The sequence below is a fragment of the Levilactobacillus acidifarinae DSM 19394 = JCM 15949 genome (genome assembly GCF_001434835.1).
GTDB classification, from domain to species: Bacteria; Bacillota; Bacilli; order Lactobacillales; family Lactobacillaceae; genus Levilactobacillus; species Levilactobacillus acidifarinae.
On sequence record NZ_AZDV01000009.1, the window covers coordinates 52,877 to 78,099 of the forward strand.

Here is a 25,223-nt window from a genome sequence, read left to right on the forward strand (position 1 = left end):
TTATTCCTCCTTTATTTCTTGGTTTACATTCTGGTCGATTGGGGCTACGTCGCGTTTGGCCACGAGCCACTTGAGACCCAGATAAATCAGAAATGCCGAGATAAATCCAACAAACCATGATAAATCAGACACGACTTTCAGACCGGAAATAAATTGACCGCTCAGCGATAACAGCAAGGCTAAAATGGTCGCAATGTAGGCCGATTTATTCACACCGTGATATAAAACGTCTTTGTCCTTGTTCAAATCCATGTAAAGCTCATCTAAATTTTCGTGTCGCTTATGAATAAAGAAGTAGTTGGCAATCATCACCCCAGCAACCGGTCCTAAGACCGCCCCGATACCGTTCAAGAAAATAAAAATACTATCAGAATTTTCCATTAATTTCCAGGGCATAATCAGGAAACTGATGAGACTGGCAATGATGACCCCACTTCGATAAGTCAGGTGTTTCGGGAACAACGCCGTTAACTGGTACCCGGCGGGAATAATGTTCCCCGTGGCATTCGTTGAGATTGTCGTTAGTAAGAAAACCGCCATTGAAATAATAATTGCGGGAAAGCTGTCCCACCGCTCAACAATATTTAAAACGTTCCATTCTTGGATGTTATAGTGAATCGACCCACCGATTAAGATAACAACACTAGAAAACGCGAAGATTAAGTACCCTACCGACAATCCTAAGGTCTGCCCGACGACTTGCGCCTTGGTGGACTTGGCATTTTGCGTAAAATCCGCAATACTCGTCCCCGGCGCCGCCCACACGGCAATCACTGAGTTAAAAATAATGAAGTAGACCAACAACGGGTTCACATGAGTCGTGGCGGTAATGTGATACGCCAGGATCGGACCTAAGCCACCGGCCCCCCAGATTGCCCAAATTGCCATCCCCCCAAAAACCACGTAGATGAGTGGACTGAGAATAGCGGTAAACTTGTTTAGAATATCGCCACCCCCGAAACCGACTAACACGTTTAAAATCCAGAAAATCGTAAACGAAATTAAGCCGGGGATGCTAATCCCCAAAATTTTGGTCGAGCCACCAATTTGGAGAAACCCGGGCCAGATCTTGCCCAGCATAATCAGCAAAGCCAAAGATCCGGTATAGGTTTGAAGGCCAAACCACGCGATTGCGGCAACGCAACCCCGCAGAAAGCCTGGTAGCTTCGCCCCGAGATTTCCATAGGCTGAACGAAGATGCATGGCGAAGGGGATGCCGTACTTGGAGCCCACGATTCCGTTACAAGCCATGAAGGCTGAGACGAAAAAGGCACTCAAGAAGATGGCGAGCATCACGTTAAGGGGCGATAACCCCAGAAACAGAAAGCCCCCGACTGCCGCGTAATTGGGAATGTTATGGATGGAGCCCATCCACAACGTAAAGAAATTACCGGTACCCATGTTCCGCTTTTCTTTGGTCTTGGGTAACAAATCCTCGTTATACCCGCGGGCTTTAAAAACCGCAACTTGTTGTTCGGTGATGTTTTCATACTGGTCGTCCGTTTTCACCGCGAAACCCCCTTAGTACATTTAAAACTCACCTTCATTACAGGAAGATCTCGATAAATAGCCTGACCGACTAACTCAAATGCAACCGTCCGCGCGAACTAAACTTCATTTGATCATAATCTGATAACCGTTAGTTTCATTCAATTAAACTTGTGCTATTTACCAGTTCCAATTGTAAGCGGTTTCTTTTTGCGGGGCATTGTCCACTTTGACCAGAAAAAAATTTGCTTTTGTCATTTTAAAAAATTCTGATTTGCTAAAATGTAAGCGTATACACTTAAAGGAAGGAGTGCTCGTTACCATGGAAGCGCAAATTATTTCATTGAATCACCACGCCAACGTCTCGCTTAAAGCGACCCACTACGAAAGTCCCCGCCCGCTAAAGGGAACCATTCTGTACCTTCACGGTGGGGGGCTAGAATTCGGCCAACGTGACGATCTGCCCCGGCCCTACCTCCAACAATTCGTGGACGCCGGTTACCAGGTCATCACGCTCGATTACTTACTGGCACCCGAAAGTAAACTGGACGTCATTTTAGCTGTCCTTAAGGAAAGTATCGCCACGTTACAAACCAAGCTCACCCTAACCAGCAACCTCTACTTGATGGGACGTTCCGCCGGCGCCTATCTGGGTTACCTGCTCCTGCGAGATGGTCTGCCTGCCCACGCCTTTCTCGATCTCTACGGGTATGCCGGGCTCAACCACCCCGAGTTCCGCCGGCCGGCCGAGTTCTACACCGCCTTTCCCGCGGTCCCGCCCATGCAGGCTCAAGCCCTGGTACAAGACCAACCGTTGGTCACGGGCGCCCTCAAGGACCGTTACCCCCTCTACGTTTCCAGTCGTCAATTTGGCACCTGGTTAAGTCAGATTCTGCCCAGTATCCGTGATGCGGACCAGTATTCACTGACCACCGCCGAACTGGCGCAGTTGCCGCCCACCCTGTCGTTCCATAGTCGTCACGATCCCGATATCCCGTTTGCCGCCGCTCAACTCGCCACGCAAGCCATTCCCGCGGCCCAGCTCATCCCCGTTGCGGGCCACGAGCACGACTTCGACCGCACCGTGACCCCGACGACCCAGGCGTACTATCAAACCATGATTGACTTCTTGGCGGACCCGCAAGCCCAAGCATTGGTCTCCTAAATCAAACGACTTCCCCGGTTACGACGGTGTTTGAGGCACCGCCGCAACCGGGGAAGTCGTTTAGTTAATCATCAAAGTTAACTGGATCATCGTTTTAGCCGCCCACTCTGGACCAACATTAGCGTCTGGAGAGTTGCCGGGTAATAGTCCTTTGTCGGCAAAGCCGCCGTCAACGTCTGGACGTATTGGCGACTCAGGTTCTGATCCCCTATCGTTTGCGCCGCGTAGGCTAGTGGCGCGGTAAAGGCCTGGTTGGTGTAAGCGACCGTGGCCTTGCCCGTCAAAGTATAACCGGCCTTAATCGACCGTTGTTTGGCAAAGAACCGCAACATTTTCTGCACGATTTGGCGGCTCACCTGGCTGTGTGAGCGCTGGTAGTCGAGCGCCACCCGCCACGGAATTCGGCAGGCGTTGAACCCGTACTGGTTATCGCGGACTGAGGAGACCTGGCGCGCTCGCACCGTCCCGATTCGCCGACTGGTCCCGCTGACCGTCACAAAGTCAGCCATCAAGCCCGTCGCGTGTTGGCGACTCAAGACCTGTAAGGTACTCTGACTATTCTGTGCGACCCGCGTCCAACTCCCATCACCGGTATAGCTCGCAAACTTACGGAAGTACGCCGTAATCAAGTCGGACGGTCGGACCAGGTTAGCCGTATTAGCGGCCGTGGCCCAGTTGCCGACCTTGGGTAAATGCGTGACCGAGTTGAGCTCCTGACGTTTAATGGCGCGCAGTAACTGCTTAGCCAGTTGCCCATAATTCAGACTGCCCCGACCATGCCAGTGCTCATCGGCGAGAATCAGCGCGTAAGCGATATCCAAGTCCCCGTCGGTCGCACTGGTCTTTTCGGCCGTGGTACTGACCATCTTCCCCTGACGTTGTGTCTGGCGCCAGGCCATCAGTGGATTGGTCCGACTAATGCGATGGGCCAGATAATAGCGGGTCAGTTGATCAAACGTTGCTCGGGAGGCCAGACCTTGACGCGCCGCCTGCACCGTGATTAACATCCCGTAGCCCTGCGCCTCCGACAAAGTCTGTACCGCCCCCGTACTAGTGGTCTGCACGAAGCGTTGTCGTCCTTGTCCTTTCAGGTAGGTCTTTTGCCAGGCCTGATAGTGGGTTTTAATCGTCGTGGTTTTGACCATCGCCGTGGCTTGGGGCCGCTGCGTTTTATAGATCGCCGTCCCGACCGCTAACGCAACCAAGATAATCAGGGCCCCTAAAAGCCATTGATACTTATGTCGTCTCACCAACTCCGCCTCCTAAAATCGTTGGGTCTTGTACCAGTGCGTGTGCCGTTGCCCGGTCACCTTGTCGCGCGCCATGTCGGCCATTGCCGCCACCGACACCACGATGAACAACTGGGCATAGGTGAAGTACGACGCCAGCGTGTATAGAAAATTGGTGACCGTCGCCTGCCCGTAATCACTAGCCAAGGCGATGTTCATCTGAACTAGGTACAGGTAAAACATCAGCACCCAGTTGATCAAGAAGAGGGTCGCCAGTGGCCCACCCAAGGACACTAACTGGTGTACACCCGGAATCGCGAGCTGGGCAGTCCCCAGTAACACGTTAATCAGAAAAATCCCGTTGGAAATCACGATAGCGGCGTTGAACCAGAAAAAAGTGCACACGTAATAGAACACCTCTAACTTGATCCGCCAAGGGGTGCGATCGAACAGGTGCTTGACGTTTGCCATGATGACCTCGTAATTGCCCCGCGCCCAGCGTTTCCGCTGATTGTAGTAAGCAAATAACGTCTCCGGTTCCTGTTGAAAGGCCTCGGCGCGGTGGGCCAAAGCAATCAGCTTTCCCGCGCGCATTAGGCTAAACGAAATGGCGGTGTCCTCGGTCAACGCGCCGTCGTTCCAGCCACCGATGCTTTGCACGATTTTCTTATTGATGATGAAGTTAGTTCCGGGAATCCGACCAATCTTAAAGAGTTGCCACAACCCCGTATGCTGGATGCGTTGAGTATTCACGATCTCTAAGTTAATGCACCGGGTCAAAAAATTCTGTTGATAGTTCCGGGTCTTATTGCGGCCAAACGCCGCCGCATACCGTTCGGGATCTTCCAGGACCTTTTGCACCAGAAAATACAGCGCATTAGTCTCCGGTGCCGCATCCGCGTCGTACACCCCCAGGTATTCGCCCTGGGCAATTTTTAACGCGTCGTTGAGGACCCCGGCCTTGCCCCCGCTCCCGGTTCGTTCAATCACGGTCAGTTGGTGATCGGCAAACTCGGGCCGCTGGGCTAACGCCCGAACCCGCGCGGCCGTCTGATCCTGACAGTTATCGGCGTAAACCAGTAGTTCGAAGCGCGTCACCGGGTAGTTTAAGGTCAAAATCGCCCGGACCGTCTCTTGAATCACCAGCTCTTCGTTATGGGCCGGGACAACCAACGTCACCATGGGATACCGGGCAAGCGGTGGCAAATGCTCGACGTCCGTGTGGTGGAGGTGTTTAAAGATAAAAATGACGCCCCCACTGAGAGTCACGATGGTCATCACTAAGGACAACCAGATGGTAATAATGGCAATGACGTATAAATAATCGAGCACGTTATTTTCCTTCCGTATTGAAGTGGCGCACCGTCCGTTTGAAGATCAGCCACCAGCAGACCGCTAACACCCCGACCGCCACGCCGAATAGGACGGTGACCGTCAAGCTCACGGGGAGCAACCAAGCAAAATTTCCCATTGTCTTTCCTCCTAAAGGTATTCCTTCACGATATCCGTTTCCGCACTCCGTTCCAATTGAGCGAGCGCGTCTTCCACGCTACGATTGGCCACCGTGTCTTGGGTGGCGTAAGAAACCTGTCCAATCCGTAAGACCAAGGCATCGCGCGCCAAGCCAAACCGCTCGGCCATATCGTCGATGTTCGTTTTGAGTTTGGTCTTCATGATTGGCGCGGTCGCTTCCCCTAGCATCGGGGATAGGATCACGAACTTTCCCAACCCGATGTAATAGAGGTGATCGACCGTAAACAACATGGGTTCCAGGTGTTGGGCCGTGGCCCGCAGCAATTCGTTAAACCGTGCATTTCCCAGATAGTTCACTAAACTTTCTAAAAAGTCAATTTTAACCATGGTGAGGGTGAACCGGTAATCCTGGTCGTGATAAAAGACCAGCTTCAGTTCCTGTTGCACGTCCTGCCGTAAGGCGCGGTCGTTCAGGACCCCGGTAATCACCTCGTAATCCGGTTTTTCTTGCTGAAGCTGGGCCAATTGATCGGCTAGCGCCTTTCGTTTTAATAATTGATGGTCCAGAAGATACATCAAATACGTCGTGAGTGGCGTGATGGTGAGCAGCGCAATGGCCGCCCAAAAATACATGTCACGGGTATAGGGCATCAGGAGCATCAGGCCCCCGGCACTCATACTGACAAACGATAGAACGCTCCCCAGAATAATGTAGGTCGTCCGTCCTAATAATAACCCGAGGCCAAAAGCGCCCGCTACCAGCAGGAAATTGAGCCATGACCCGTTGATCACGCTAAGGTACAGCAAGGCATACTGGTAGACCAAGATTAGCAGCATCCCCACGAAAACTAGATTATCAACGGTTTTTAATTTCATCACGCAATTTCCAACTCCTTTTTTTCGCAATTTCTTACCAGACTACCACGGAACGCTTAAAACGTCACTAGTTTACAAATTATTTATAGAATAAATTAATCGCTTAAGACGTAAAACGTTTAAACAATTCGCGGATGGCCTCGCAAAATTAATTGGTCAGCCTTCCAAAACCGCCTTAATTACCCGCTCCAGAGACCTTTTACACAATCAACATCAATTCTTTACATCCCCCTGGTATCCTCAGCTAATCACCCATTTTGAGGAGGAAATTTTCATGAAAAAACCTGTACGACTGCTTCTTTCTACGCTGTTGGTCACGACCAGTCTTGGCTGGGCGCAACCCCTCGCCAGCGTTCACGCGGCCAAAACCACTGGTGTGGTCCAACCTGCTAAGACCGGCCGGCAAATTAAACTAGCCAGTGCCGAAAACGTCCGGGACTTGGGCGGTTACGTTAACCGTGACGGTAAACATATCCGGGCGCACAAGCTTTTACGTTCCGCTTCTCTCGCTAAGCTCTCGGCGAAAGACGGCCAAAAACTGATGCAGACTTACCACGTCAAGACGGCCGTCGATTTACGTTCGATTGAAGAAGTGGCCAAACAGCCGGACGCCAAAGTTAAGGGCCTGACGACCGTCTTAAACCCGGTCGTTCCACACCTGAACACCGCCGCTTTCATGCAAGGAAATGGTAGCCAAAATATGGAAACGGCCTACCAAAACTTTGTCCTGAGCAAGGACGGTAAAAAGGCCTACCGCCAAATGTTCAAGCTCCTTTTAAAGGCGCCTAAGAATCAAGCAACGTTGTACCACTGTTCTGCGGGAAAGGACCGGACCGGTGTCGCCACTGCGCTTATTCTATCCGCCCTCAAAGTCGATCGGGCCACGATCATGAACGACTACCTGCTCTCGAACCGTTACCTAGCCCAGAGTAACCACCAAATTCTCGCTCAGGCCACGGCAGCCGGGGCCCAGGCCGACACCCTTGCCACGTTAACGGCCGTGTTAGGCGTGCAATCCTCTTACCTCAATACCAGTTTCCAAGCCATCAACGCCAAGTACGGCAACGTGACGACCTACCTGCACAAAGGACTTGGTCTGACGAATCACGACTTAGCCCAATTACAAAAGGCCTACTTAGCCACCCCTAAAGCTCAAACACGTTAAACGATGAAGAGAGTGGGACAGAAGGCGGTTAGCTGGTGAGCATGAACGACGGTTCGTAAGACGGACAATCCTGAACTTGGATTGTTTGGCTTACGGGGTTAATGCTCACCAGCTGCCTTTTGGCGCACGTTTCGACACCAAATATCCGGAGATACTAATGAGTTCGGGACATAACTCGAATTCTATAAAAAAACAGGAAGGAAATTCTCGATTTGTGAAAATTTCCTTCCTGTTTTTGTTCATGCCTCTTTATTAGTATAATTTTAACAACCTGCAGCAGTTGCCCCTTATCTTTACATAACCAACATCGTTTCATTACATTAGCTTGCTATCCTTGCACTGTACCCAAACAAGAGGAGGAGTTAATTTATGAATAAACGCGTTAGTACCTTAGTCTCTGCCCTGTTGGTCACCACGGCGCTCGGGTGGCAACAACCCGTCATGAACGTCGCTGCGGCAACGCACAGTACCTCAACGACCAAGGTCGCCAAGGCCAAGACCGGTAAACATGCTAAAAAGGGCAAGGCCACGCACGCCAAAGTGACGTCCACGTCCACGCACATCAAGTTACAAGGTGCTTCAAATGCCCGGGATCTTGGCGGCTACGTCAACCAGAAGGGGCAGAAGATTAAGGCTCACCGTTTAATTCGTTCTAACAGTTTATCCAAACTCACGAAATCCGACCAACAAAAGTTAACCAAGACCTACCACGTGGCGACTGACGTTGATTTACGGACGCTCGCCGAACAAAAGAGTAGTCCCGATGTCGCTATGAAGGGCGTTAAGTTAGTCAAGGCCAACGTCTTCAAGAACTTTGCCGCCTTCCCCGACTTTTCTAAGAAAAACGCCGGGGTCAAGATGATGGAAAAATCCTACCACGACGCCATCACCACGGCCCAAGGCCGAAAGGCTTACAAGAGTCTCTTCCACCAACTCCTGAACAACCCGAAGAACAAGGCCGTCCTTTGGCACTGTTCCGCGGGTAAGGACCGGGCTGGTATGGGAACGGTCTTCGTGCTCTCCGCCTTGAACTTCAACAAAAAGGCCATCGCTAAGGACTACCTGAAATCTAACACTTACTTAGCTAACGACAACAAAGCCAGCCTCGCTAAGCAATTAGCCGGCTGGAAGGCGAGTGGCAAGCCCGTCACCGCGACCGTTAAGGGGAACTTCGAAGCTATGAACGGCGTCCAAATGGCTTACTTAAACACCATGTACAAGGCCATCGATGCCAAGTATGGTAACATGCAAAACTTCCTGCACAAGGGTCTAGGCTTATCCAACACCCAACTCAAACAACTACAAGCAAACTACTTAACCACCGCAGCTAAAAAATAAAGTCACTCACCCTAGCGTTTCTCCTAATCTTTGGAGAAACGCTATTTTTTTGCCTAAAAAACCGTGTCAGGCCGGTGGCCCCACACGGTTACGTTCGTTTGAGTTAAACTTTAGCCGCTACCGGCAGTCGTTTTAAGGCGGGTTTCAAGAATAGTGGCGCTAAAATCGTTGCCAGAATGATGATCAGAATCATCGCCGAGTAACTGGTATTACTCATCAGACCGGCCTGATGGCCAATCTGTGCGGTAATCAAGCCCATCTCACCCCGAGCAATCATTCCCGTCCCAATCACGGTACTACTAGTCCAGGAGAACTGACTTAACCGGGCCCCTAGCCCGCAACCAATCAACTTGGTCAAACAAGCCAGAACGGTCAACGCGACAATCAGACCCACATTTTCACTCAAATGAGCCAACGTCATGTTTAACCCCACGCTCACAAAGAAGACCGGGATAAAGACGGCGTTGCCCAGCGGCTCCACGTGATCGGCCAAGGTATTGCGGTACGGCGTGTTGGCCACCGCGATACCGGCAAAGAACGCCCCGATGGCCCCGCTCAAGCCGACGATGTTCGCCAACCAAGCCATTCCCAGACAGATCACCATCGACATGATGGTGACACTCGACGCCATCACCAGGCGCTCACTCAAGTGCATGAGGTATGGCGCAATCCATTTGACCAGGAGATAAGTCCCCCCGAAAAAGGCCACCTGCTCGACCAAAACCAATCCCAGCGCCGGCTGACTGCCCGTCGTTTGAATGCCCTGACTCGCGAGTAAACTGATCATCAACGATAACAGGATCACCCCAATAATGTCATCGGCGACCGCCGCTCCCAAGATGGTGGCCCCTTCACGGGTGCTTAGCGCGTGATACTCCTTCAGAACAGCCACGGAAATGGACACCGACGTCGCCGAAAAAATCACCCCAATGAATAGGGCCTCGAGTGGCGAAAACCCCCACCACCAGGACACGGCCCCCATAATGGTGACCGGGAAAACCACCCCGGAGGTGGCCACAATAATGGCCGGTTTCAGGTACTTGACCAAGAGTTTCAGGTCGCTTTCTAAGCCCCCCAGAAACATCAGGATGACCACCCCAATATCGGAGAATAACGACACCAGACTATTCAGCTGCACCCAATTTAACATCGCTGGGCCAATCACGATACCAATCACTAATTCCCCAATTACCGCGGGGACGCCCAGCCGGTTCGCAAAGTTACCGGCTAAGGTCGTTAACACTAAGATCAAACACAGAGTTCCCAAAAAGGCCACGGGCAGCCCCTCCTCATTTTTTTAGTTAGTGTTTATGATACGCCTCTTTGCGGCCACGCAAAAGGGCGTGCCGTCACCGCGACACGTCCTCAACTGGTCTGTTTAATTAAGACTGACCGAATTGGTGGGGTTCACGAAACCCCGTCGTTAATTGAAGTACGTCAAGTCTGACGCTAACGTTGGGTACGCCAGGATACTCTGGTTGATGGCCACTGGGCCGAGCTTTTGTTGAATGACGAAATCCAGGTAATTAATGACCTGTTCCGCCTCCATACTCAGCACAGCCGCACCCACGATACGGCCACTTGACCGTTCAATCACGACTTTGATTCGGGCACGCGGGTCCTCAATCCGTTGGTAACTATACCAATGGGTAATGTCCAAATCATTAACTCGGTAGGTTGTTGGTTCTTGCTTAGCTTGGGTCGGGGTCACGCCCACTTGGGCCAACTGACTCTTCCCGTAAACCACCGACGGAATGACGGGATAGTGGATGGGCGCCGCCGTTGGGTTAGTTAACGCCGTCACCAGGTACTGCCCTTCGTAACTGGCAACCGGTGTCAACTTAGGCTGCGGCCGATCCACAACGTCACCAATGGCAAAGATGTGCGGGTTAGTGGTCTGTAAATGACCGTTGACCGTAATTCCGTGAGCCGTGGTGGCCACATCGACCCGGTCGAGACCCAAATCTTGGTCAACCGGGATCCGCCCGGCCGAGGCAAAGACCAATCCCGTGGTCCAGCTCTCACCTAGCTTGGTCGTCACCTGATACTGGTCCCCATCGGGTGCGACCTTCACGATATCGGTGTCCAAGCGCACATCGATGCCCGCCGCAGTCAGACGGTCCAGCAAATCGTGGACCAAGTCCGCATCAAAGGCCCTCAATGGTCGATCGCTGTGGTGCACCAAGTGAACCCGTCGACCGGCCGCATTGGCAATGGTCGCCAGTTCGACGCCCACGTACCCGGCACCCATGAAGGTTACGTCTTCCGGCAAGGTGTCCAGGTCCAAAAAGTCGGTACTGGTCCGCAACCACTCTTGACCGTCAATTTGTGGTAACCGCGGCGTTTGGCCGGTCGCAATAATCACGTTAGTGGCGTTGAGCTGCGTGTCACCGACCTGCACACTGCCGTCGTCATTAAAGTGCGCTGCCCCGTGAAAATGGGCAATGCCGGCAGCCTTCAGGCCCGATTCGGTGCCGCCCGGAATCATGCTGGTATACGCCCGCTTCTTCGCCATCAGGGCCGTCCAATCGATTTGTGGCACACCGTTCAGTCCGTGTTCTTGTAACGTCTCACTTCGGGCTTGGGCCTCGACCGCCGCCATCAGAATCTTCTTCGGGTCACACCCGCGGTTCGGACAAGTGCCGCCCCAGAGATCCTTTTCTACCACGGCTACCCGCTGTTTTTGCGCATGTAACCCGTAAGCTGCTGCAAGACCACCGGGGCCACCCCCGAGGATTAACGTATCGAACTGCTGCATGACCCTATCACCCTTTCTAAACTAGATCCACTTTTGATTTTAGCACGGCCGACAGCGTTTTCTAAGGAATTGGCTTGTGAGGACGTCCCGGCCCATCTCGTCGTCAAAATGGTGTACAGTAAGTTATGACTAATGGTGCTAATCATTATGGTTAGCTACTTATCGGTGACTCAAATTCACCTGGCACGGTTGTCTCTCCCAATTTCGCCCGCTGAACTTTCCCAACGGACAAGGGGGCTTTGCCATTAATCAAGTACGCCATCTATTTTGAAAGGAAGGTCTTCATGACTTTTTACACTTACGGTTACCTCACGACCCATCATCAAACCTGGCAATATCTCCGACTGGTCATGATTATGGCGTTACTGGTTGTCTTCATCGGATTATTCGTTTACTACCTTCGTCACCGGTGGAACGTGAAATATAAAGACCTCAGTATCATTACCGGGGTCATTATCTTACTGGTCCTCGGGTTTCAAGTTAATGGTTTGGTCACCTTACATACCAACAGTGAAACGGCCGGTGCCATCACGTCGACCGTACAGGAGGTCGCTAAACGCCTCGACGTCAAGCCGCAAACCATCGCGGTTAACGCCACGACGACCACGACCAATCTCCTGTTCAAAACGCCGAAGGGGTACTACCGGGCCGACTATAATTCGGACGGTTCCGCGTTTGTCCTGGAGCACTTAACGTTACATCAACCCAAGATCACCCTCACAAAGGAGTAGCCCATGTTTACTTATTCAGATGTTGCTTTGAAGCTGTTTATCGGCTTCGTTTTTATGACCTTATTAATTAACTTTACCGGCAAAGGAAACCTCGCCCCCACCTCCGCGATTGACCAAGTTCAGAACTACGTTTTAGGGGGAATTATCGGTGGGGTCATCTACAACTCATCGATTACCCTCATTCAATTTGTCATCGTTCTACTGATCTGGTCCCTCTTAATCCTGGTCATGCGCTACCTGAAAATCCACGTGCGTCCCATCGGAAAGTTTATCGACGGCGGCCCCATCACCATCGTCCGTAACGGTCAGCTGCTCGTGCACAATTGCCTGAAAGCGAACCTATCCGCCAAGGAAATTGACTTCAAGCTCCGGACGGCCGGCGTTTATCAACTCACCGACGTGAAACGGGCCATCGTGGAACAAAACGGTAGCCTAACCATTTTACGTCAGGGTGAAGGCTCGATTCGCTACCCCATCATCATCGACGGTCAAATCGATCAGGACGTCTTGGAGCTCATGAACCACGACGAAGCCTGGCTGATTGCCCAACTAAATCAGCAAGGAATCACTAACATTCGCGACGTCTACATGGCCAAATACGAAAATCACGTGCTCGACGTGACCCGTTACGATCGGACTTAAAGGAGGTCCTTTACTTGCCCGCAGATCAACTACACGAAGCCTGGGACGTTTACGACCGACAGCTCCGGCTCGTTGGCCGGCAACTGCGTGCTAATCCCGTCGCGCCGGGCCACTACCACCTGGTGGTCAACGCCTTCGTCTTTAATCATCAGGATCAGGTTCTGTTGCAACAACGTTCCCTAGACAAACTCAACTTTCCCGGTTACTGGGACACCTCGGCCGGGGGATCCGTCAAAGCCGGCGAAACCATCGAAACGGCGATGCACCGCGAATTAGCCGAAGAACTCGGCCTAGATATCCCCATTACGGCCACGGATAACTACCGGTTGATGCCGCATAGTCATTGGATCAGTGCCTGGTTTGCCCTGACCACCGATTGGACCGTCACCGACTTTACGCCCCAGTTAGCGGAGCTCCAACGGGTCGCCTACTTTTCTCTTCCCGCGGCGTGCCAACAATTAACGCAGATTGGCTTTGACAACTACCATCTCGAATTACAACAAGCCTGGGCTCATCTTCATCCCACCCTATAGTCCCAATGATGTTTAGGGAGCCCCCGTAACGTCAAATCGGCAATTATTCCTGAATTGGGAATAATTGCCGATTTTGAATTTCACGAAGCGGTTTCTCGGTTACTTAGTCGCTGTAACCGAAGGCGCCGGCACCGTGATGGTGGTCCCAGTTGCTTGATAGAGCTTACGGTCCGGTTTGGGTGCCGTCAACGGGTGATTAGCGGCGGCCATATCCTTAATGTACTGAACAAAGACGTCACTATCTGACCCAATCGAGCCAACGACCGGCGTATTCTTGAAGGCAAAGAAGTCATCCCCACCCCCGTGGATGTAATCGTTGATGGCCACCCGGTATTTGGTCGTTAGGTTCAGCGGTGTCCCGTCGGTCTTATACATCTTTAAGACCTTGTAGTGTTGTTGACTTCCTGGATTGTCGGTGTAGGTGTATTTAAGCCCCGCAATTTGCAGGTAAAAGGCCGGATTAGAATATTGTTCGTTTAGAGCATCCTGAATCTGTTGGCCCGTCATCTCCACGACCTGTAAGATGTTCCCAAACGGCTGCACCGCCATCGCCGCCCCCCAGGTGATTTGTCCCTGAGCATTGGGCGTTAAGTCGGCGCGAACCCCACCGTTGTTGGTCAGGGCAAAGTCGGCTCTGACTCCACCGGGCTTATTCGCCTCGTATAATTGACCGTCCACCACGGTTTCCCCAATCTGGTTCTCCATGGTCTTGGTATTGCTGTGGTAATCGGTGATGGGCTGGCTGGACGCCGCCTTCCCAATAATCACGTTGACCTTAGGCCCCACGCGCTTATCGGCATCCTTGGCAATGGCAGCCACTTGGGCTACCGACTTGACTTTGGCGTCGGCCTTAGCGGAAAGAACCGGATAAACGTGGGCCTTTAAGTCCACGAACTTCCCGGTCTTAGGACTCACGTAGGCTTGGGCGTCATCGTAGGCCCGGCCACTAAAGAGGGCTTGCACCACGCGGGTCTTGCCCACCATCGCGTTAGCGTATTGGTGGGAGTGTGCCGCCACGTACAGGCCCACGTTATTCTTGGGATCAATGCGGTTGAGTTTGTGTAAGATATCAACGACCGGTCCCGTAGTCTTGCCGTCGCGGGTCTGAACCGCGGTGTGAGCCATAACCACGACGGCCTTCACGCCCTGTTTATTCAGAATGCGATCGTACTTCGCAATCGACTGGGCCTCGTCCAAAATTTTATAGTTAGCCGTGTTTTTGGCGGGTGTGATGCTAGTCAGGCTCCCAATTTCTAGCCCAATAAACCCAATTTTGGCCGTCTTTCCGTGGGCCTTGATGGTCCGAACCATGTACGGTTGATAGCCAAAGGGCACCTTACCGTTCGATCGGTTAACCACGTTAGAGACCACGATTTTCATCTTGGTGGGTTCATTGGGATAGTTTTTCACTAATGGATCGGCACTAGCTGATGCCGCCCTGCCCCGGAGAATCCGGTTAAACTCGGGCAACCCCCGGTCAAACTCATGATTCCCTAACGTTCCAATCTGAAACTTCATGGCGCGTAACGCGTGCATGGTCGACTCGTGCGCTAACAACGACGAATCGGCGGGCGCCGCGCCAACCATGTCACCGGCTTCAATCCGAAACGTGTTGTTAGAGTGGTGAACCCGTTTGAACTGGTGTTGCGCTTGGTCTAAGTAGGCCGCTAACCGACCGACCGTTCCCGTGTTCGGGTACGGGTGGGACCCAATATAGGCCGTCCCCGTGGTATCCAATCCCCCGTGCAAATCATTAATGCCCAATAGTTGAACGGGAATATCGGTCTTGTCGTAACGATTAGTTTGCCGGTATTCTGGTTGCTTTAACGGTGTGCTGTAAGTGTCCGGCTGCGCAGGGTCAGGGGTCGTCGCTTGGGCGAAGGCTAATTCTGGAACCGTGGAAACACCGCTAGCCACCATTAAGGGAATCATGACGCTGATTACTAGTTTCCGAAACCCGTTTGGTGTAGCCATCTTACAAAATCCTCCCTAGAATTCCTAATTTGTCTGGTACACCCTTTACTTTACGGGTTCCATCGGTGATCCCCAACACTTTTGAGACTAAGCCAAACGGCCCATTAGTGAACGATACTAATAACAAGTATTTTTATTGTTCGGTAAACGCAAAAAACGCCAACGTGTCATCACGTTAACGTTTGGTAAAAAAACTAATACTGTGGTCGGTCACCAGCAGTTCCTGGTTGATCGATTCCTAGGCTGGCATAACTGTGTTGCGTCGGATCCGTAATCGTTTTAACAATCAAGTCTGCGATGCTTGCCCGCGAAATAATGGTCCCCTTAAACGGTTCGCCCTTAGCCGTCAATTCATAGTTAACGGTCGGATCATCGTTCATGTAAGCCGCCCGAATAATCGTATAATTTAACGGTGACTGTTCAATGAGTTGGGCCGCACGCCGCGTATCGTCCATCACCGGGGTGCCAATCGTGCGTTCCACCCAACGACCAAACTCACCCGGAACTTCGTGGTACAGGCCTAACCCGGTCACGTAAATCAAACGCGATACCCGCTGCGCCGTCATGGTCGTCACAATGGCTTGAGCCAGGGGTTCAAACTGGCCGCCCAGATTGGCGTACACGATTTCTTGATCCGCCATGGCCCGAGCCAAGCGCGGCTGGTCGTTCACGTCCCCCTCGATAATGGTAACCCGTTGTGGGTCCGGATTGGTCAGCCGTTCGCTGTGGCGTAAATACAACGTTAAGTGGTTATTTGGGTCCCGCAATAGCTGGGGAATCACCAACCGGGCAATTTGACCGTGAGCCCCTAAAATCAAAATATTCTTCATCGTACCGTTCCTTTCCGTTCTGGCGTTAACTGAATATCCTCAGTTTACCGCGAGCACTACCATACTTCTAATGCTTAAAATGCTACCAGGTATACTTTGTAAGCATTCTAACGGCCGACTTGATTTACACTCTGAGCGTTGCTAAGTTAGGATTGTAATCGGATTCAATCGAACCAATTATTAGCCAATCATCCAGTTGCAATATATCTAATAGATACATATACTAAGTAAGCACTTTAGTTAGGAGGTGCTTCCATGTACGAATTATTTGTTTTAGGCCAACTCATGGATCGTCCCATGACCGGCTATCAGCTCCGTAAAGCCCTTAGTTCCACGGTTGGTCCGGAACTAACCATCAGCTTCGGGGCCCTCTATCCGCTGCTCGACAAGTTGGCGGCCGCGGGGACGCTCACCCTGGCCTTTAAATCAACGACCACCAAACGTCCGCAGAAGGTGGCCACCATTACATCCGCCGGTCGCACCCGGTTCCACGCCTTAGTTTTAGCTCCCGTGGCCCACAACAAGCAGACGCAATTGACCTTTCAGATGAAGGTTAACTTCCTGCATCTGCTGACCCCCGATCAGCAACGAACCACGTTACGGGACTTTCAAACGTTTGCCACCAGTCAACTCGACCAACTAGCTACCCAGAAAATCAACCTGGCCCATAATACTAATATGGTGGCGGCCGATATCCAAGACGCTTTACGGGTCAACCAACTACAAACGGTGCGCGCCCAGGCGCAAGCCGACTGGTTGACCACCCAACTCAGTCAATTGACAAAGGAGTAATCTCATATGCCTAACGTTTCTTTGGCCGACGATCCCCGCATTCAAAAACACCGCTGGTGGATCTTAGTCGCCGTTTGTCTCTTCATCTTCATGTCCACGCTCGATGCCAGCATCGTGAACATCGCCCTGCCGGTGATGAGCCACGACTTGGCCATTCCCATGAATCAAGCCGAATGGGTGGTCTCGATTTACCTCATTATTATTTGTGCGTTACTGCTCTTATTCGGTAAGCTCGGTGACACCCACGGTAAGGTCCGCATCTTTAAGATTGGCGCCGTTCTGTTCACGGTGGGGTCACTGCTCTGTGGGTTTAGCTTCGGTTTACCACTCTTACTAGCCGCCCGGGCGCTTCAAGCCGTGGGATCGGCCATGACCATGAGTACCAGTAACGGCATTATCACCGAAGTCTTTCCCTTCAAGGAACGTGGCCGCGCCCTAGGAACCATCGGCTCGTTCGTGGCCTTGGGCAGTATCGCCGGTCCCGGTATCGGGGGCCTGATCTTGGCCCACCTCAGCTGGGGGTACATCTTCTGGATCAACGTCCCCATCGGGATTATTGCCATCTTAGTCGGTCAACGGCTTTTGCCTCAAGACCTAGTCGCTCGGCCCCAGTCGATCGATTGGCTGGGCGCCGGCCTCTTCGCCGTCGTCATGGTGACCGTCTTTACCGGAATCTTCGTGGGCCAAGAAGTTGGTTTCAGTCACCCGCTAATTTTAAGCCTGTTTGCGGTGGGACTACTCGCCCTATTGGCGTTTGGGTACCAGGAACTTCACACGGCCGACCCCATCTTGGCAATCCCGCTGTTTAAAAATACGCGGTTTGCCGTCAGCGTGCTGTGTGCCTTTCTAATCTTCGTCACCAACTTCTTCTTTAACGTAATTGCCCCCTTCTACCTGGAAAATGCCCGGGGCTTGCCCGCCAACTACGCCGGGTACGCCCTGATGACCTTTCCCATCGTCCAAGTGATCGTGGCACCGATTTCCGGGACCGTCTCGGATAAAATTGGGCCAGAACTACTGACCTTTATCGGTCTGGTCTTAATCGCCATTAGTCAGGTCGGCTACATGTTAGCCACCCTGGCCACGCCGATATGGGTCTTCATGGGCTTCATCGGCCTGGTCGGGTTAGGTAACGGGATTTTCATGGCGCCCAACAATTCAATCGTCATGAGTTCCGTGCCCACCCAATCCTTAGGGGTTGCCGGCGGGATCAACGCCCTGGCCCGCGAATTGGGCATGGTGATTGGTATCTCACTAGCCACCACGGTTCTGTTTGCGGCCATGAGTCACTCGGCCGGCTATGCGGTCACCTCGTATCTGCCGCAACACCCCCAACTCTTTATCCACGGGATGCACGTGGCCTTTCTGGTCGCCCTGGTTATTTGTTTAGTAGCGACGGTAATCACCGGTGTGCGCCTCTTCAAGCGACGTACCGCTTAAATTAATTTCCAAAAAGCCGTCAGCGCAAATCGCGCTGGCGGCTTTACTTTAGTCTGCAATTAGAAATCGTACGTTTGGGGATCTGGCCCCACCCGCACGTCTTGGTTCAACGCGTTAATGGTGGTCATGTCGGCATCATCAATAGTGAAATCAAAGACCTCGGCGTTAGCCTTGATGCGGTCCGGATTGGTCGACTTGGTGATTACCAACACGTCCCGTTGCACGTCCCACTTCAAAATCAATTGGGCGATCGACTTGTGGTACTTCGTCGCCAATTTCTGCATGACCGGGTTGCTGAAGAGCTTGCCTTGAGCCAAGGGAGACCAGGCCTGCAACTTGATGTCGTGGTCGGCCGCCACCTGCCGCATGGTTTCCTGCGTCAACAGCGGGTGTAACTCGATCTGGTCAATCACGGGCACCACCTTGGCGGTCCGTAACAGGTCCGTCAAATGGTTGGCCATAAAATTGCTGACCCCGATGGCCTTAATCTTGCCGGCTTGGTACAGGTCCTCGAGAGCCCGCCAGGATTCCTGGTAACCATTGTCGCCGGGCCAGTGGATCAAGTATAGGTCCAGGTAGTCTAAGCCTAACTTCGCCAAACTGTCGTTATAGGCCGCGATCGTTTCGTCGTAGGTCAAATGATCGTTCCAAACCTTGGACGTCACGAAGAGGTCCTCGCGCTTCAACCCCGTCTTGGCCAGGCCCTGGCGAATCCCTTCACCCGTTCCGGCTTCGTTACCGTAAATCTGGGCGGTATCGATTAACCGGTAGCCCTGTTCGATGGCACTAGCGACGGCCGCCGCCGTTTGGTCATCGGGGATTTGAAAAACGCCCAACCCAAAACCGGGCATCTTGCTGCCATTATTTAACGTGACCCTTGCTTGTAAATTTTCAATCATGTGTGTTCCTCCTGACTAATTGGTCATTTCTTAACTGTGACCAGTATACGAAGGACCACCGCTCCTGGCTAGAACGGACTTTAAAGTACCCCAGGTACCAAATGGTAAGGTTTGACCCGGACCGGGCTTCAGGCGCCCTATTTTTTAGAAAAAACTTTCCAGCGACGCCCAAGATACAGCGTTCCCGCCAGAACTACGGCCCCCAATAAACGCCACCATTGATCGGCTCGTTCACCGGTTTGCGGTAAATTCTGGCTGGCCGTTGACTGCGACGTTGGTTGTGCCGGCGTAATCGCCCCCGTTAAACCACCCGGCAAGGTTACCGCAGCGGGCGTCGTTGGCACCGGTTGGCCGGCAAGAACGGTAACAGTTGCGGTTGGTCTCTCTAAATCGTCCCCATGAAAAGCTTCGGCCGTTCCCGGTAGTTGCAATGTGCCTTGAGGCCGCCCGTTCCCCAATTCTAATTGGGGACCAGTTGGCGTGCTAGGCTGTTGTGGCTTGAGTTGATCCGGCATATCGTGGTTCGGTCGGTGGTTCTGGTCTGGTTGAGTCTCGTGGCCCGGGGTGGGTTTTCCTGGTGCTGGCTTGTCTGGTACTAGCTGCTCCGGCGCTGGTTGGCCTGGTTCTGGCTTACCCGGCGCTGGTTTGCTTGGTGCCGGTTTTCCTGGTTCTGGTTTGCCCGGTTCTGGCTTGCCTGGTTCTGGTTTTCCTGGCTCTGGTTCACCCGGTGCCGGTTTACCCGGTGCTGGCTTGTCTGGTGCTGGCTGCCCTGGCTCTGGTTTTCCCGGTGCCGGCTGACCACCAGTTGTCCCGTCGTCTGGCGTGTACCAATAGGTAACCGTTTGTTCAGCTTCCCCAAACTTCCCCTGAGCACTGCCTTCCACCCGACTAAATTGATGCTGGTCGAATTGCCGTATCTTGGCTTCGTAGGGACTCCCCACCTCACCGGTCAGCGTTTCGTGGTCTAACGTCTTTCCCGTCGTGCTCTTATGGTGGACTTGAACTTTCCCGGTAACGGCCGCGGGGGCCTCCTTGGCCGTAATCGTATAGGTCCCACAATACTTCTGACTCAACAGAATATTGACTTCCGCCCCCGGATAATCGTCTTCGTCATAGTGGTAAAGCAAGCGTTCGACGCCGGCCGGACTTAACGTGACCCGATACGTGCCGGGCTCGGTCGGTGTCTCACCGTCCGCAAACGCTAGATCACCCTCTTCTAACTCAAACGCCACTTCCGGTGGCAGATCCAGGGACGCTAACTGATATTTCGCTTGATTCAACGCCGCCGGTCGACCGTCGTAAACCTTTCCGTCGTGTCCCGAAATTTTGGGAATCAAACTGTCTAAGTAGTAGGTCTGTACCTGATTAGGCGTATTCTTGCCAGTATACAATTGCTGGAGTTCCTTCGCCGAATAGGTTTGCCCGGAATCCCACGGCATCTTCAATTCTCCCCAGGACCGGGCAGGATCCACGTGACGCCACCGGTGCGTCCACCCCCGCGAATCGGAGAGAGCCGGCACCCCGTTGGCCCCATCAAAGCGCATGTTCGGGCCGAACGTAAAGGACCGTGGAAGCCACTCGCTGAGTTCTTCAAACCGGGCAAACTCCTCGCAACGCGTCACTTGGCGTGCATCCCAATTGTCGAGACGAATATCGGGCACGTCTAAAATCCCCATGAACGTCCGCACCATGTTCGTCACGCGACTCGTATTCCAGTTTTTAACGTCTAAGCTCATTCCCTGACGTGTCCGGTAGTAATAGAAGGTTTCCGCTAACGAGGTCACCTGGCTGGTATCCCAATTTTCCAGTCCCTTGATTCCCCAGTTGCTATGGTGGCTAAACGCCTGCGCCAAATCGGTCACCTGGCCGGTCTGCCAGCCCGTCACGTCAATTTCCCCGGCATCCGTATGGGCAAACAACCGCGCCAGTGAGGTCGCCTGACTGACGTCCAAGTCTCGGAGGTTAAGCTCATTGACGTGCGATAAATTGGCGAACATTTCGGTGGCCTCCCCTACGATTTTCGCCCCCGGCTCGACCACCACGTTGGTCACGTTATCGACGTACTTTTGCCAGCACCACCCATCGCCCTTCGTGAGGGTACCAGCCCCAATCGTTAAGTTGCCATCCGCATCGAGCGTGACCGGTGCCGTCCCCTGGTGCATCGTCACGGCCTCTTTGTCCGGTTGTTTTGTGCCCACTTGGGTCGTGGGTGTTGCAGCCTGCGCTGCATGAGCCCAGCCAGTTCCACCCCATAGTCCCAACCCCAATAAGGCTAACGGACAGAAATATTTTGGTTTAAATTGCATTGGTTGCCACTCCCTACTCTTGGTTTCGATGGCCAAAGTATAGCAAGGGGGTCTCCGAACCGCACGAAGTATTTTCTGCATAACGTTTGCTTAAATTGTATAAAATAAGCAGACGTGAAGGGCATCACAGTCCGCTTTCAGGATAAATTGCCAACGATGAAAATGACTAGTCGCCTTCTTTGGAAATCGTTTTCAGTCATTGGTAATCGCCCATATTTTCATTTTAAATTGTCCACAACTGTTTTGTATGCACCAATTTAATCAATCAATTCTCATTGGTCACGTCATGGAATCTGCCCAACCGACCCCGTTTTAGCCGTTAACCATCTTGGCTAAATTGCCCCCCACACCCGCGAACTTTGGGCGTATAATTATAATTGTTAATTAAATTTATAATCCGAAAGGAGCGCCCCATGTTCCCCAACCACCCCAAACTTCCATCCCATTTCTGGGCAAAATATCATCACCTCATCATCACCAGCAGTCTGGTGATTCTCTTGGCCGTGGGGGGACTCTGGGGCTTTCAGAATCGCCAGGCGTTGTCCGCTAAAAAGGCCACGCCGACCCCACCGGCGACGACCGCCCAAATCACCCATACTCAACGGCAGATTCAACACCGACTGCAACGTTACATCACCCAGCAATCTAACGACGGAACCACCAGTATCAGCTTCTACAACCTCGGGGCTAAGGCCGGCACCCCGGCCGCCCAGCAGGCCAACCTCCGCCGGCTGTACGCTCCCGGAAAGCTCTCGGCGGGCGTCAACGCCCACACCCCGGCGGTCGCCGCTAGCACCTACAAATTATTCATTGCGGCCTACGTCTTTCAGCAACACCACCAGACGGGCGCACCGTGGACGAACGCCGATACTGCTGGCTTTGAAGACATGATTATTAACAGCGGAAACGACTACGCGGATCACACCTTAGACACCAACGGGTTACTAGCCGTGGATAACTTCATCGGCGCGCAGAAATGGTACACGCCGGTCTTTAACGCCGGCCAAACCGCCGAGACCACGGCGCACAGCCTCAACCTCGCCCTGCAAGCCCTCGACCGGCAACAGTACCCGTACAACCACGCGGCCGACCGGCAGTGGCTCCTGAAGTTGATGCGTAAGCAGGTTTACCGCACCGGGATTCCGGCGGGGGCCAAGGCCGCCACGCCGGGCACCACCGTGGCCGATAAGGTTGGCTGGTACGCCGATACCAATAACGACGCCGGCATCGTGACCTTACCAAACGGTGAACGTTACGTGCTGGTCATCATGACTCACGGCCAGCAGCAAACCGGTTTTAGCGGCTTCCCCCGCATCGCCAAGATCACTAAGCACATCCAACATCTGGTTTACGGCCCCCAAGTAGCTCGAAGCCTAACCCACTAAATTAAAAACAGCCACCACTTCTCGTCAAAAGAAGTGGTGGCTGTTTTTAAGATCGTTTAATCAAATTCTTCGTAAACGTTGGGATCCTGACCTTCGATGCGGCCGTCCGGCTTGCTCAAGCCGTTAATTGCTTCGATTTCGTCCTTAGTCAGACTGAAATCAAAGAGATCGAGGTTGGCCCGTTGGTGTTGGAGGTGCCGCGCCTTGGGAATCGGCACGATCCCCCGCTGGGTATGCCAGCGCAAGACGATTTGACCGACGTCCTTTTGGTACTTGCCCGCCAGATCTTGAATCACCGGCTCCTGTAATGCGGCACTGCCCCGGCCCAAGGGACTCCAGGCTTCGGTCACGATGCCGCGTTTCAAGTCCGCCTGGCGCATGGCCTCCTGGGCCCAGTACGGGTGAACTTCAATCTGGTTGACCGCCGGCGTCACGCCGGTCTCGTTCATTAACCGGTCCAAGTGTTTCGGTTCGAAATTCGACACCCCGATGGACCGGAGCAACCCGCGCGTCCGGGCGTCGATCATGGCCTGCCAAGCTTCAACGTAGTGGTCGCGCTTGGGTAGCGGCCAGTGAATTAAGAACAAATCAAAGTAGTCCAAGCCCATGCGGTACAGGGATTCCTGAATTGCCATGGTCGCATCGGCGTATTGGTGATACTTACCAGGAAGTTTCGAGGTCACGAAGAACGCCGAGCGGGGTAAGCCGGACCGCCGGATGGCCTCCCCCACGGCCCCTTCATTGTCGTAATTCGTCGCCGTGTCCAAACTCCGGTACCCGTCGCGAATCGCCGCGAGAATCTGATTGACCCCCTGACCACCACGGATTTGATAGGTTCCCAGGCCCATTACGGGCATCTGGTAACCGTCATTTAACGTTAGTTCTGGGACTTGCATCACAATCACCCTTTCGTCACAGATGACTTCAGCTTACCGCACCCCCGGTTAAATGTGAATTATTTGGCTACCGCGGCTTGACGGTGAACCCGAATCACGTGGTTCAACGTGAGGGCGAGCCCCAGGGAAATCACGGCGTACACCGCGGCGGCCCAACTGATGTGGCGAATTCCGACCACGCCCAGTAGACCCGAGGCCGTCGCCGATCCCAGCGAGATGCCGAAGTTAAAGAAGATCGAACTTAACGATGACGCCAGCACGGCCGATTGCGGATAATCCCGTTCGGCGATGTTTAAGAAGTGAATCTGGACCGGTGAATTCAACACCGTGATGATCAACGTTAGGACCAGTAAGATGCCTAACCCCATCACCTGACTGTTCATCCCCACCGGCAGCAGCATCAAGAGAATAAAGTCGGCCACGTAGAACCACGGCATGATCCGTAGCCCATTTCGTTCGGCTAACGCCCCGGAGAGTCGGTTACTAAAGATACTCATGATCCCGATCAAGAACAATAGCCAGTTCAGGCTGGTCACACTAAACCCGAGCCCGGTGGTTAAGATCGGCCGAATGTAGGTGTAGTACGCGTACATGGTCGCTGCACTGAAGAGCACCAGGGCAATGGCCACGTAGACGCGTTTGTCGGTCAACAAGACCAGCTGATTTTTGATACTCCCTTGGACCTGTTCGACCTGCCGGGGTAACAGCCACCCTAACAGCACACAGGTAATGATGCTAATAATTGAAATCAAATAAAAGGCGTCGTGCCAACTATAGGCCGTACTGATGGCGGTCCCCAGTGGCACCCCAAAAACCGACGCGATACTGAAGCCGGCAAAGATCCACGAGACCAGACCGGCCCGCTTTTCGCGCGGCGCAATCGTACTGGCGAAGGTCATAATCAACGAAATAATCGCCCCGGCCACCATCGCCGTGAGGATCCGGGAAACCAGTAAGACGCCGTAATTAAAGGCCAACCCACTCATGGTGTTTCCAATCAGAAAAATCACCATCAGCGTCATCAGCGTTTTGTAGCGGCTAAAACGGTTAGTGAGAATCGTGATAAACGGGGTACTGACGGCGTAAACCGTCGCAAAGATGGTCACCAGATACCCCACCGTGGCGACCGGCATGCGCAGCTCCTTAGCGATATCGGAGAGAACCCCGACCACCATAAATTCGTTGCAGCCCAACATGAAGGCCACTAGGACAAAGACAATTGCTTGCCAACGATACTTGTTCAAAATCTTGTTCCTCCGTCCGGTTAAAATTCGGTATTCTTAGCGTACACTATTCCGAACGA

At 52.9% G+C, this 25,223-nt stretch carries 22 protein-coding genes; 9 read left to right on the top strand and 13 right to left on the bottom strand.

The features are described from left to right. On the bottom strand, nt 1–1,509 hold the full coding sequence (gene allW / locus FD25_RS06000; RefSeq protein ID WP_057802360.1) for an allantoin permease: 1,509 nt from the start codon (nt 1,507–1,509) through the stop codon (nt 1–3). 301 nt (nt 1,510–1,810) lie between these two features. Between allW and FD25_RS06005 the strand changes: the two genes are divergently transcribed. Next, entirely contained in the window at nt 1,811–2,653 is an 843-nt protein-coding gene (locus FD25_RS06005) for an alpha/beta hydrolase (protein WP_057802362.1), read from the top strand. A gap of 86 nt (nt 2,654–2,739) precedes the next feature. Here FD25_RS06005 and FD25_RS06010 read toward each other — a convergent pair whose 3' ends face one another. From FD25_RS06010 to FD25_RS06020, 4 genes are read right to left on the bottom strand one after another with little or no spacing between them, the layout of a single operon-like run. Next, nucleotides 2,740–3,903 (bottom strand): family 8 glycosyl hydrolase, encoded by a 1,164-nt coding sequence (locus FD25_RS06010; RefSeq protein ID WP_057802364.1) that lies wholly within the window; start codon nt 3,901–3,903, stop codon nt 2,740–2,742. A gap of 12 nt (nt 3,904–3,915) precedes the next feature. Beyond that, nucleotides 3,916–5,214 (bottom strand): glycosyltransferase family 2 protein, encoded by a 1,299-nt coding sequence (locus FD25_RS06015; protein WP_057802366.1) that lies wholly within the window; start codon nt 5,212–5,214, stop codon nt 3,916–3,918. 1 nt (nt 5,215) lies between these two features. Further along, nucleotides 5,216–5,353: a hypothetical protein gene (locus FD25_RS14055; RefSeq protein WP_157050051.1), complete on the bottom strand. Its 138-nt coding sequence runs from the start codon at nt 5,351–5,353 to the stop codon at nt 5,216–5,218. 11 nt (nt 5,354–5,364) lie between these two features. Next, nucleotides 5,365–6,231, bottom strand: a complete 867-nt coding sequence (locus tag FD25_RS06020) for a diguanylate cyclase domain-containing protein (RefSeq protein WP_057802368.1) — start codon at nt 6,229–6,231, stop codon at nt 5,365–5,367. Nucleotides 6,232–6,505: 274 nt separating this feature from the next. Here FD25_RS06020 and FD25_RS06025 point away from each other — a divergent pair, with 274 nt between their 5' ends. Both FD25_RS06025 and FD25_RS06030 read left to right on the top strand, forming a co-directional pair. After that, nucleotides 6,506–7,396, top strand: coding sequence for a tyrosine-protein phosphatase (locus tag FD25_RS06025; RefSeq protein WP_057802370.1), 891 nt, complete (start codon nt 6,506–6,508; stop codon nt 7,394–7,396). Between the two features lie 369 nt (nt 7,397–7,765). Next, the gene (locus tag FD25_RS06030) at nt 7,766–8,734 is read left to right on the top strand and encodes a tyrosine-protein phosphatase (RefSeq protein WP_057802372.1); all 969 of its coding nucleotides are present in this window, start codon (nt 7,766–7,768) and stop codon (nt 8,732–8,734) included. A 103-nt stretch (nt 8,735–8,837) separates the two neighbouring features. On the opposite strand, the gene FD25_RS06035 is transcribed toward FD25_RS06030, so the two are convergent. Both FD25_RS06035 and FD25_RS06040 read right to left on the bottom strand, forming a co-directional pair. Beyond that, nucleotides 8,838–10,010 carry a cation:proton antiporter gene (locus FD25_RS06035; RefSeq protein ID WP_057802375.1) on the bottom strand — a complete coding sequence of 391 codons (1,173 nt, stop codon included), beginning with the start codon at nt 10,008–10,010 and terminating at the stop codon, nt 8,838–8,840. Between the two features lie 147 nt (nt 10,011–10,157). Beyond that, nucleotides 10,158–11,492, bottom strand: coding sequence for a dihydrolipoyl dehydrogenase family protein (locus tag FD25_RS06040; RefSeq protein WP_057802377.1), 1,335 nt, complete (start codon nt 11,490–11,492; stop codon nt 10,158–10,160). 284 nt (nt 11,493–11,776) lie between these two features. Here FD25_RS06040 and FD25_RS06045 point away from each other — a divergent pair, with 284 nt between their 5' ends. From FD25_RS06045 to FD25_RS06055, 3 genes are read left to right on the top strand one after another with little or no spacing between them, the layout of a single operon-like run. Continuing rightward, entirely contained in the window at nt 11,777–12,223 is a 447-nt protein-coding gene (locus FD25_RS06045) for a DUF3290 domain-containing protein (protein WP_057802380.1), read from the top strand. Between the two features lie 3 nt (nt 12,224–12,226). Then, entirely contained in the window at nt 12,227–12,865 is a 639-nt protein-coding gene (locus FD25_RS06050; RefSeq protein ID WP_057802381.1) for a DUF421 domain-containing protein, read from the top strand. A gap of 14 nt (nt 12,866–12,879) precedes the next feature. Beyond that, nucleotides 12,880–13,398, top strand: a complete 519-nt coding sequence (locus FD25_RS06055; protein ID WP_057802383.1) for an NUDIX hydrolase — start codon at nt 12,880–12,882, stop codon at nt 13,396–13,398. 99 nt (nt 13,399–13,497) lie between these two features. Here FD25_RS06055 and FD25_RS06060 read toward each other — a convergent pair whose 3' ends face one another. Continuing rightward, nucleotides 13,498–15,372, bottom strand: coding sequence for a bifunctional metallophosphatase/5'-nucleotidase (locus FD25_RS06060; protein ID WP_057802385.1), 1,875 nt, complete (start codon nt 15,370–15,372; stop codon nt 13,498–13,500). A 194-nt stretch (nt 15,373–15,566) separates the two neighbouring features. Beyond that, on the bottom strand, nt 15,567–16,202 hold the full coding sequence (locus FD25_RS06065) for an NAD(P)H-binding protein (protein WP_057802387.1): 636 nt from the start codon (nt 16,200–16,202) through the stop codon (nt 15,567–15,569). 255 nt (nt 16,203–16,457) lie between these two features. Here FD25_RS06065 and FD25_RS06070 point away from each other — a divergent pair, with 255 nt between their 5' ends. Both FD25_RS06070 and FD25_RS06075 read left to right on the top strand, forming a co-directional pair. Next, nucleotides 16,458–16,994 (top strand): PadR family transcriptional regulator, encoded by a 537-nt coding sequence (locus FD25_RS06070; protein WP_057802389.1) that lies wholly within the window; start codon nt 16,458–16,460, stop codon nt 16,992–16,994. A gap of 6 nt (nt 16,995–17,000) precedes the next feature. Further along, nucleotides 17,001–18,434, top strand: coding sequence for an MFS transporter (locus FD25_RS06075; RefSeq protein WP_057802391.1), 1,434 nt, complete (start codon nt 17,001–17,003; stop codon nt 18,432–18,434). A 59-nt stretch (nt 18,435–18,493) separates the two neighbouring features. Here FD25_RS06075 and FD25_RS06080 read toward each other — a convergent pair whose 3' ends face one another. Together FD25_RS06080 and FD25_RS06085 are read right to left on the bottom strand one after the other, a co-directional pair. Beyond that, nucleotides 18,494–19,333, bottom strand: coding sequence for an aldo/keto reductase (locus FD25_RS06080; protein ID WP_057802393.1), 840 nt, complete (start codon nt 19,331–19,333; stop codon nt 18,494–18,496). A 137-nt stretch (nt 19,334–19,470) separates the two neighbouring features. Beyond that, nucleotides 19,471–21,639 carry a BspA family leucine-rich repeat surface protein gene (locus FD25_RS06085; RefSeq protein ID WP_057802395.1) on the bottom strand — a complete coding sequence of 723 codons (2,169 nt, stop codon included), beginning with the start codon at nt 21,637–21,639 and terminating at the stop codon, nt 19,471–19,473. Nucleotides 21,640–22,052: 413 nt separating this feature from the next. Here FD25_RS06085 and FD25_RS06090 point away from each other — a divergent pair, with 413 nt between their 5' ends. Continuing rightward, complete coding sequence (locus FD25_RS06090; protein ID WP_057802397.1) at nt 22,053–23,024, top strand: serine hydrolase; 972 nt, start codon at nt 22,053–22,055, stop codon at nt 23,022–23,024. A 56-nt stretch (nt 23,025–23,080) separates the two neighbouring features. On the opposite strand, the gene FD25_RS06095 is transcribed toward FD25_RS06090, so the two are convergent. Beyond that, nucleotides 23,081–23,920, bottom strand: a complete 840-nt coding sequence (locus FD25_RS06095) for an aldo/keto reductase (RefSeq protein ID WP_057802399.1) — start codon at nt 23,918–23,920, stop codon at nt 23,081–23,083. 59 nt (nt 23,921–23,979) lie between these two features. Then, nucleotides 23,980–25,164: an MFS transporter gene (locus FD25_RS06100; RefSeq protein WP_057802402.1), complete on the bottom strand. Its 1,185-nt coding sequence runs from the start codon at nt 25,162–25,164 to the stop codon at nt 23,980–23,982. Nucleotides 25,165–25,223: the final 59 nt, after the last annotated feature.

Bases quoted from the DNA above. Each gene is read 5' to 3' on its own strand.
- FD25_RS14055 (WP_157050051.1), bottom strand. From the start codon at position 5,353: ATGGGAAATTTTGCTTGGTTGCTCCCCGTGAGCTTGACGGTCACCGTC.
- FD25_RS06020 (WP_057802368.1), bottom strand. From the start codon at position 6,231: ATGAAATTAAAAACCGTTGATAATCTAGTTTTCGTGGGGATGCTGCTA.
- FD25_RS06080 (WP_057802393.1), bottom strand. From the start codon at position 19,333: ATGATTGAAAATTTACAAGCAAGGGTCACGTTAAATAATGGCAGCAAG.
- FD25_RS06085 (WP_057802395.1), bottom strand. From the start codon at position 21,639: ATGCAATTTAAACCAAAATATTTCTGTCCGTTAGCCTTATTGGGGTTG.
- FD25_RS06030 (WP_057802372.1), top strand. From the start codon at position 7,766: ATGAATAAACGCGTTAGTACCTTAGTCTCTGCCCTGTTGGTCACCACG.
- FD25_RS06095 (WP_057802399.1), bottom strand. From the start codon at position 23,920: ATGCAAGTCCCAGAACTAACGTTAAATGACGGTTACCAGATGCCCGTA.
- FD25_RS06090 (WP_057802397.1), top strand. From the start codon at position 22,053: ATGTTCCCCAACCACCCCAAACTTCCATCCCATTTCTGGGCAAAATAT.
- FD25_RS06065 (WP_057802387.1), bottom strand. From the start codon at position 16,202: ATGAAGAATATTTTGATTTTAGGGGCTCACGGTCAAATTGCCCGGTTG.
- FD25_RS06025 (WP_057802370.1), top strand. From the start codon at position 6,506: ATGAAAAAACCTGTACGACTGCTTCTTTCTACGCTGTTGGTCACGACC.
- FD25_RS06005 (WP_057802362.1), top strand. From the start codon at position 1,811: ATGGAAGCGCAAATTATTTCATTGAATCACCACGCCAACGTCTCGCTT.
- FD25_RS06060 (WP_057802385.1), bottom strand. From the start codon at position 15,372: ATGGCTACACCAAACGGGTTTCGGAAACTAGTAATCAGCGTCATGATT.
- FD25_RS06070 (WP_057802389.1), top strand. From the start codon at position 16,458: ATGTACGAATTATTTGTTTTAGGCCAACTCATGGATCGTCCCATGACC.
- FD25_RS06050 (WP_057802381.1), top strand. From the start codon at position 12,227: ATGTTTACTTATTCAGATGTTGCTTTGAAGCTGTTTATCGGCTTCGTT.
- FD25_RS06040 (WP_057802377.1), bottom strand. From the start codon at position 11,492: ATGCAGCAGTTCGATACGTTAATCCTCGGGGGTGGCCCCGGTGGTCTT.
- FD25_RS06045 (WP_057802380.1), top strand. From the start codon at position 11,777: ATGACTTTTTACACTTACGGTTACCTCACGACCCATCATCAAACCTGG.
- FD25_RS06075 (WP_057802391.1), top strand. From the start codon at position 17,001: ATGCCTAACGTTTCTTTGGCCGACGATCCCCGCATTCAAAAACACCGC.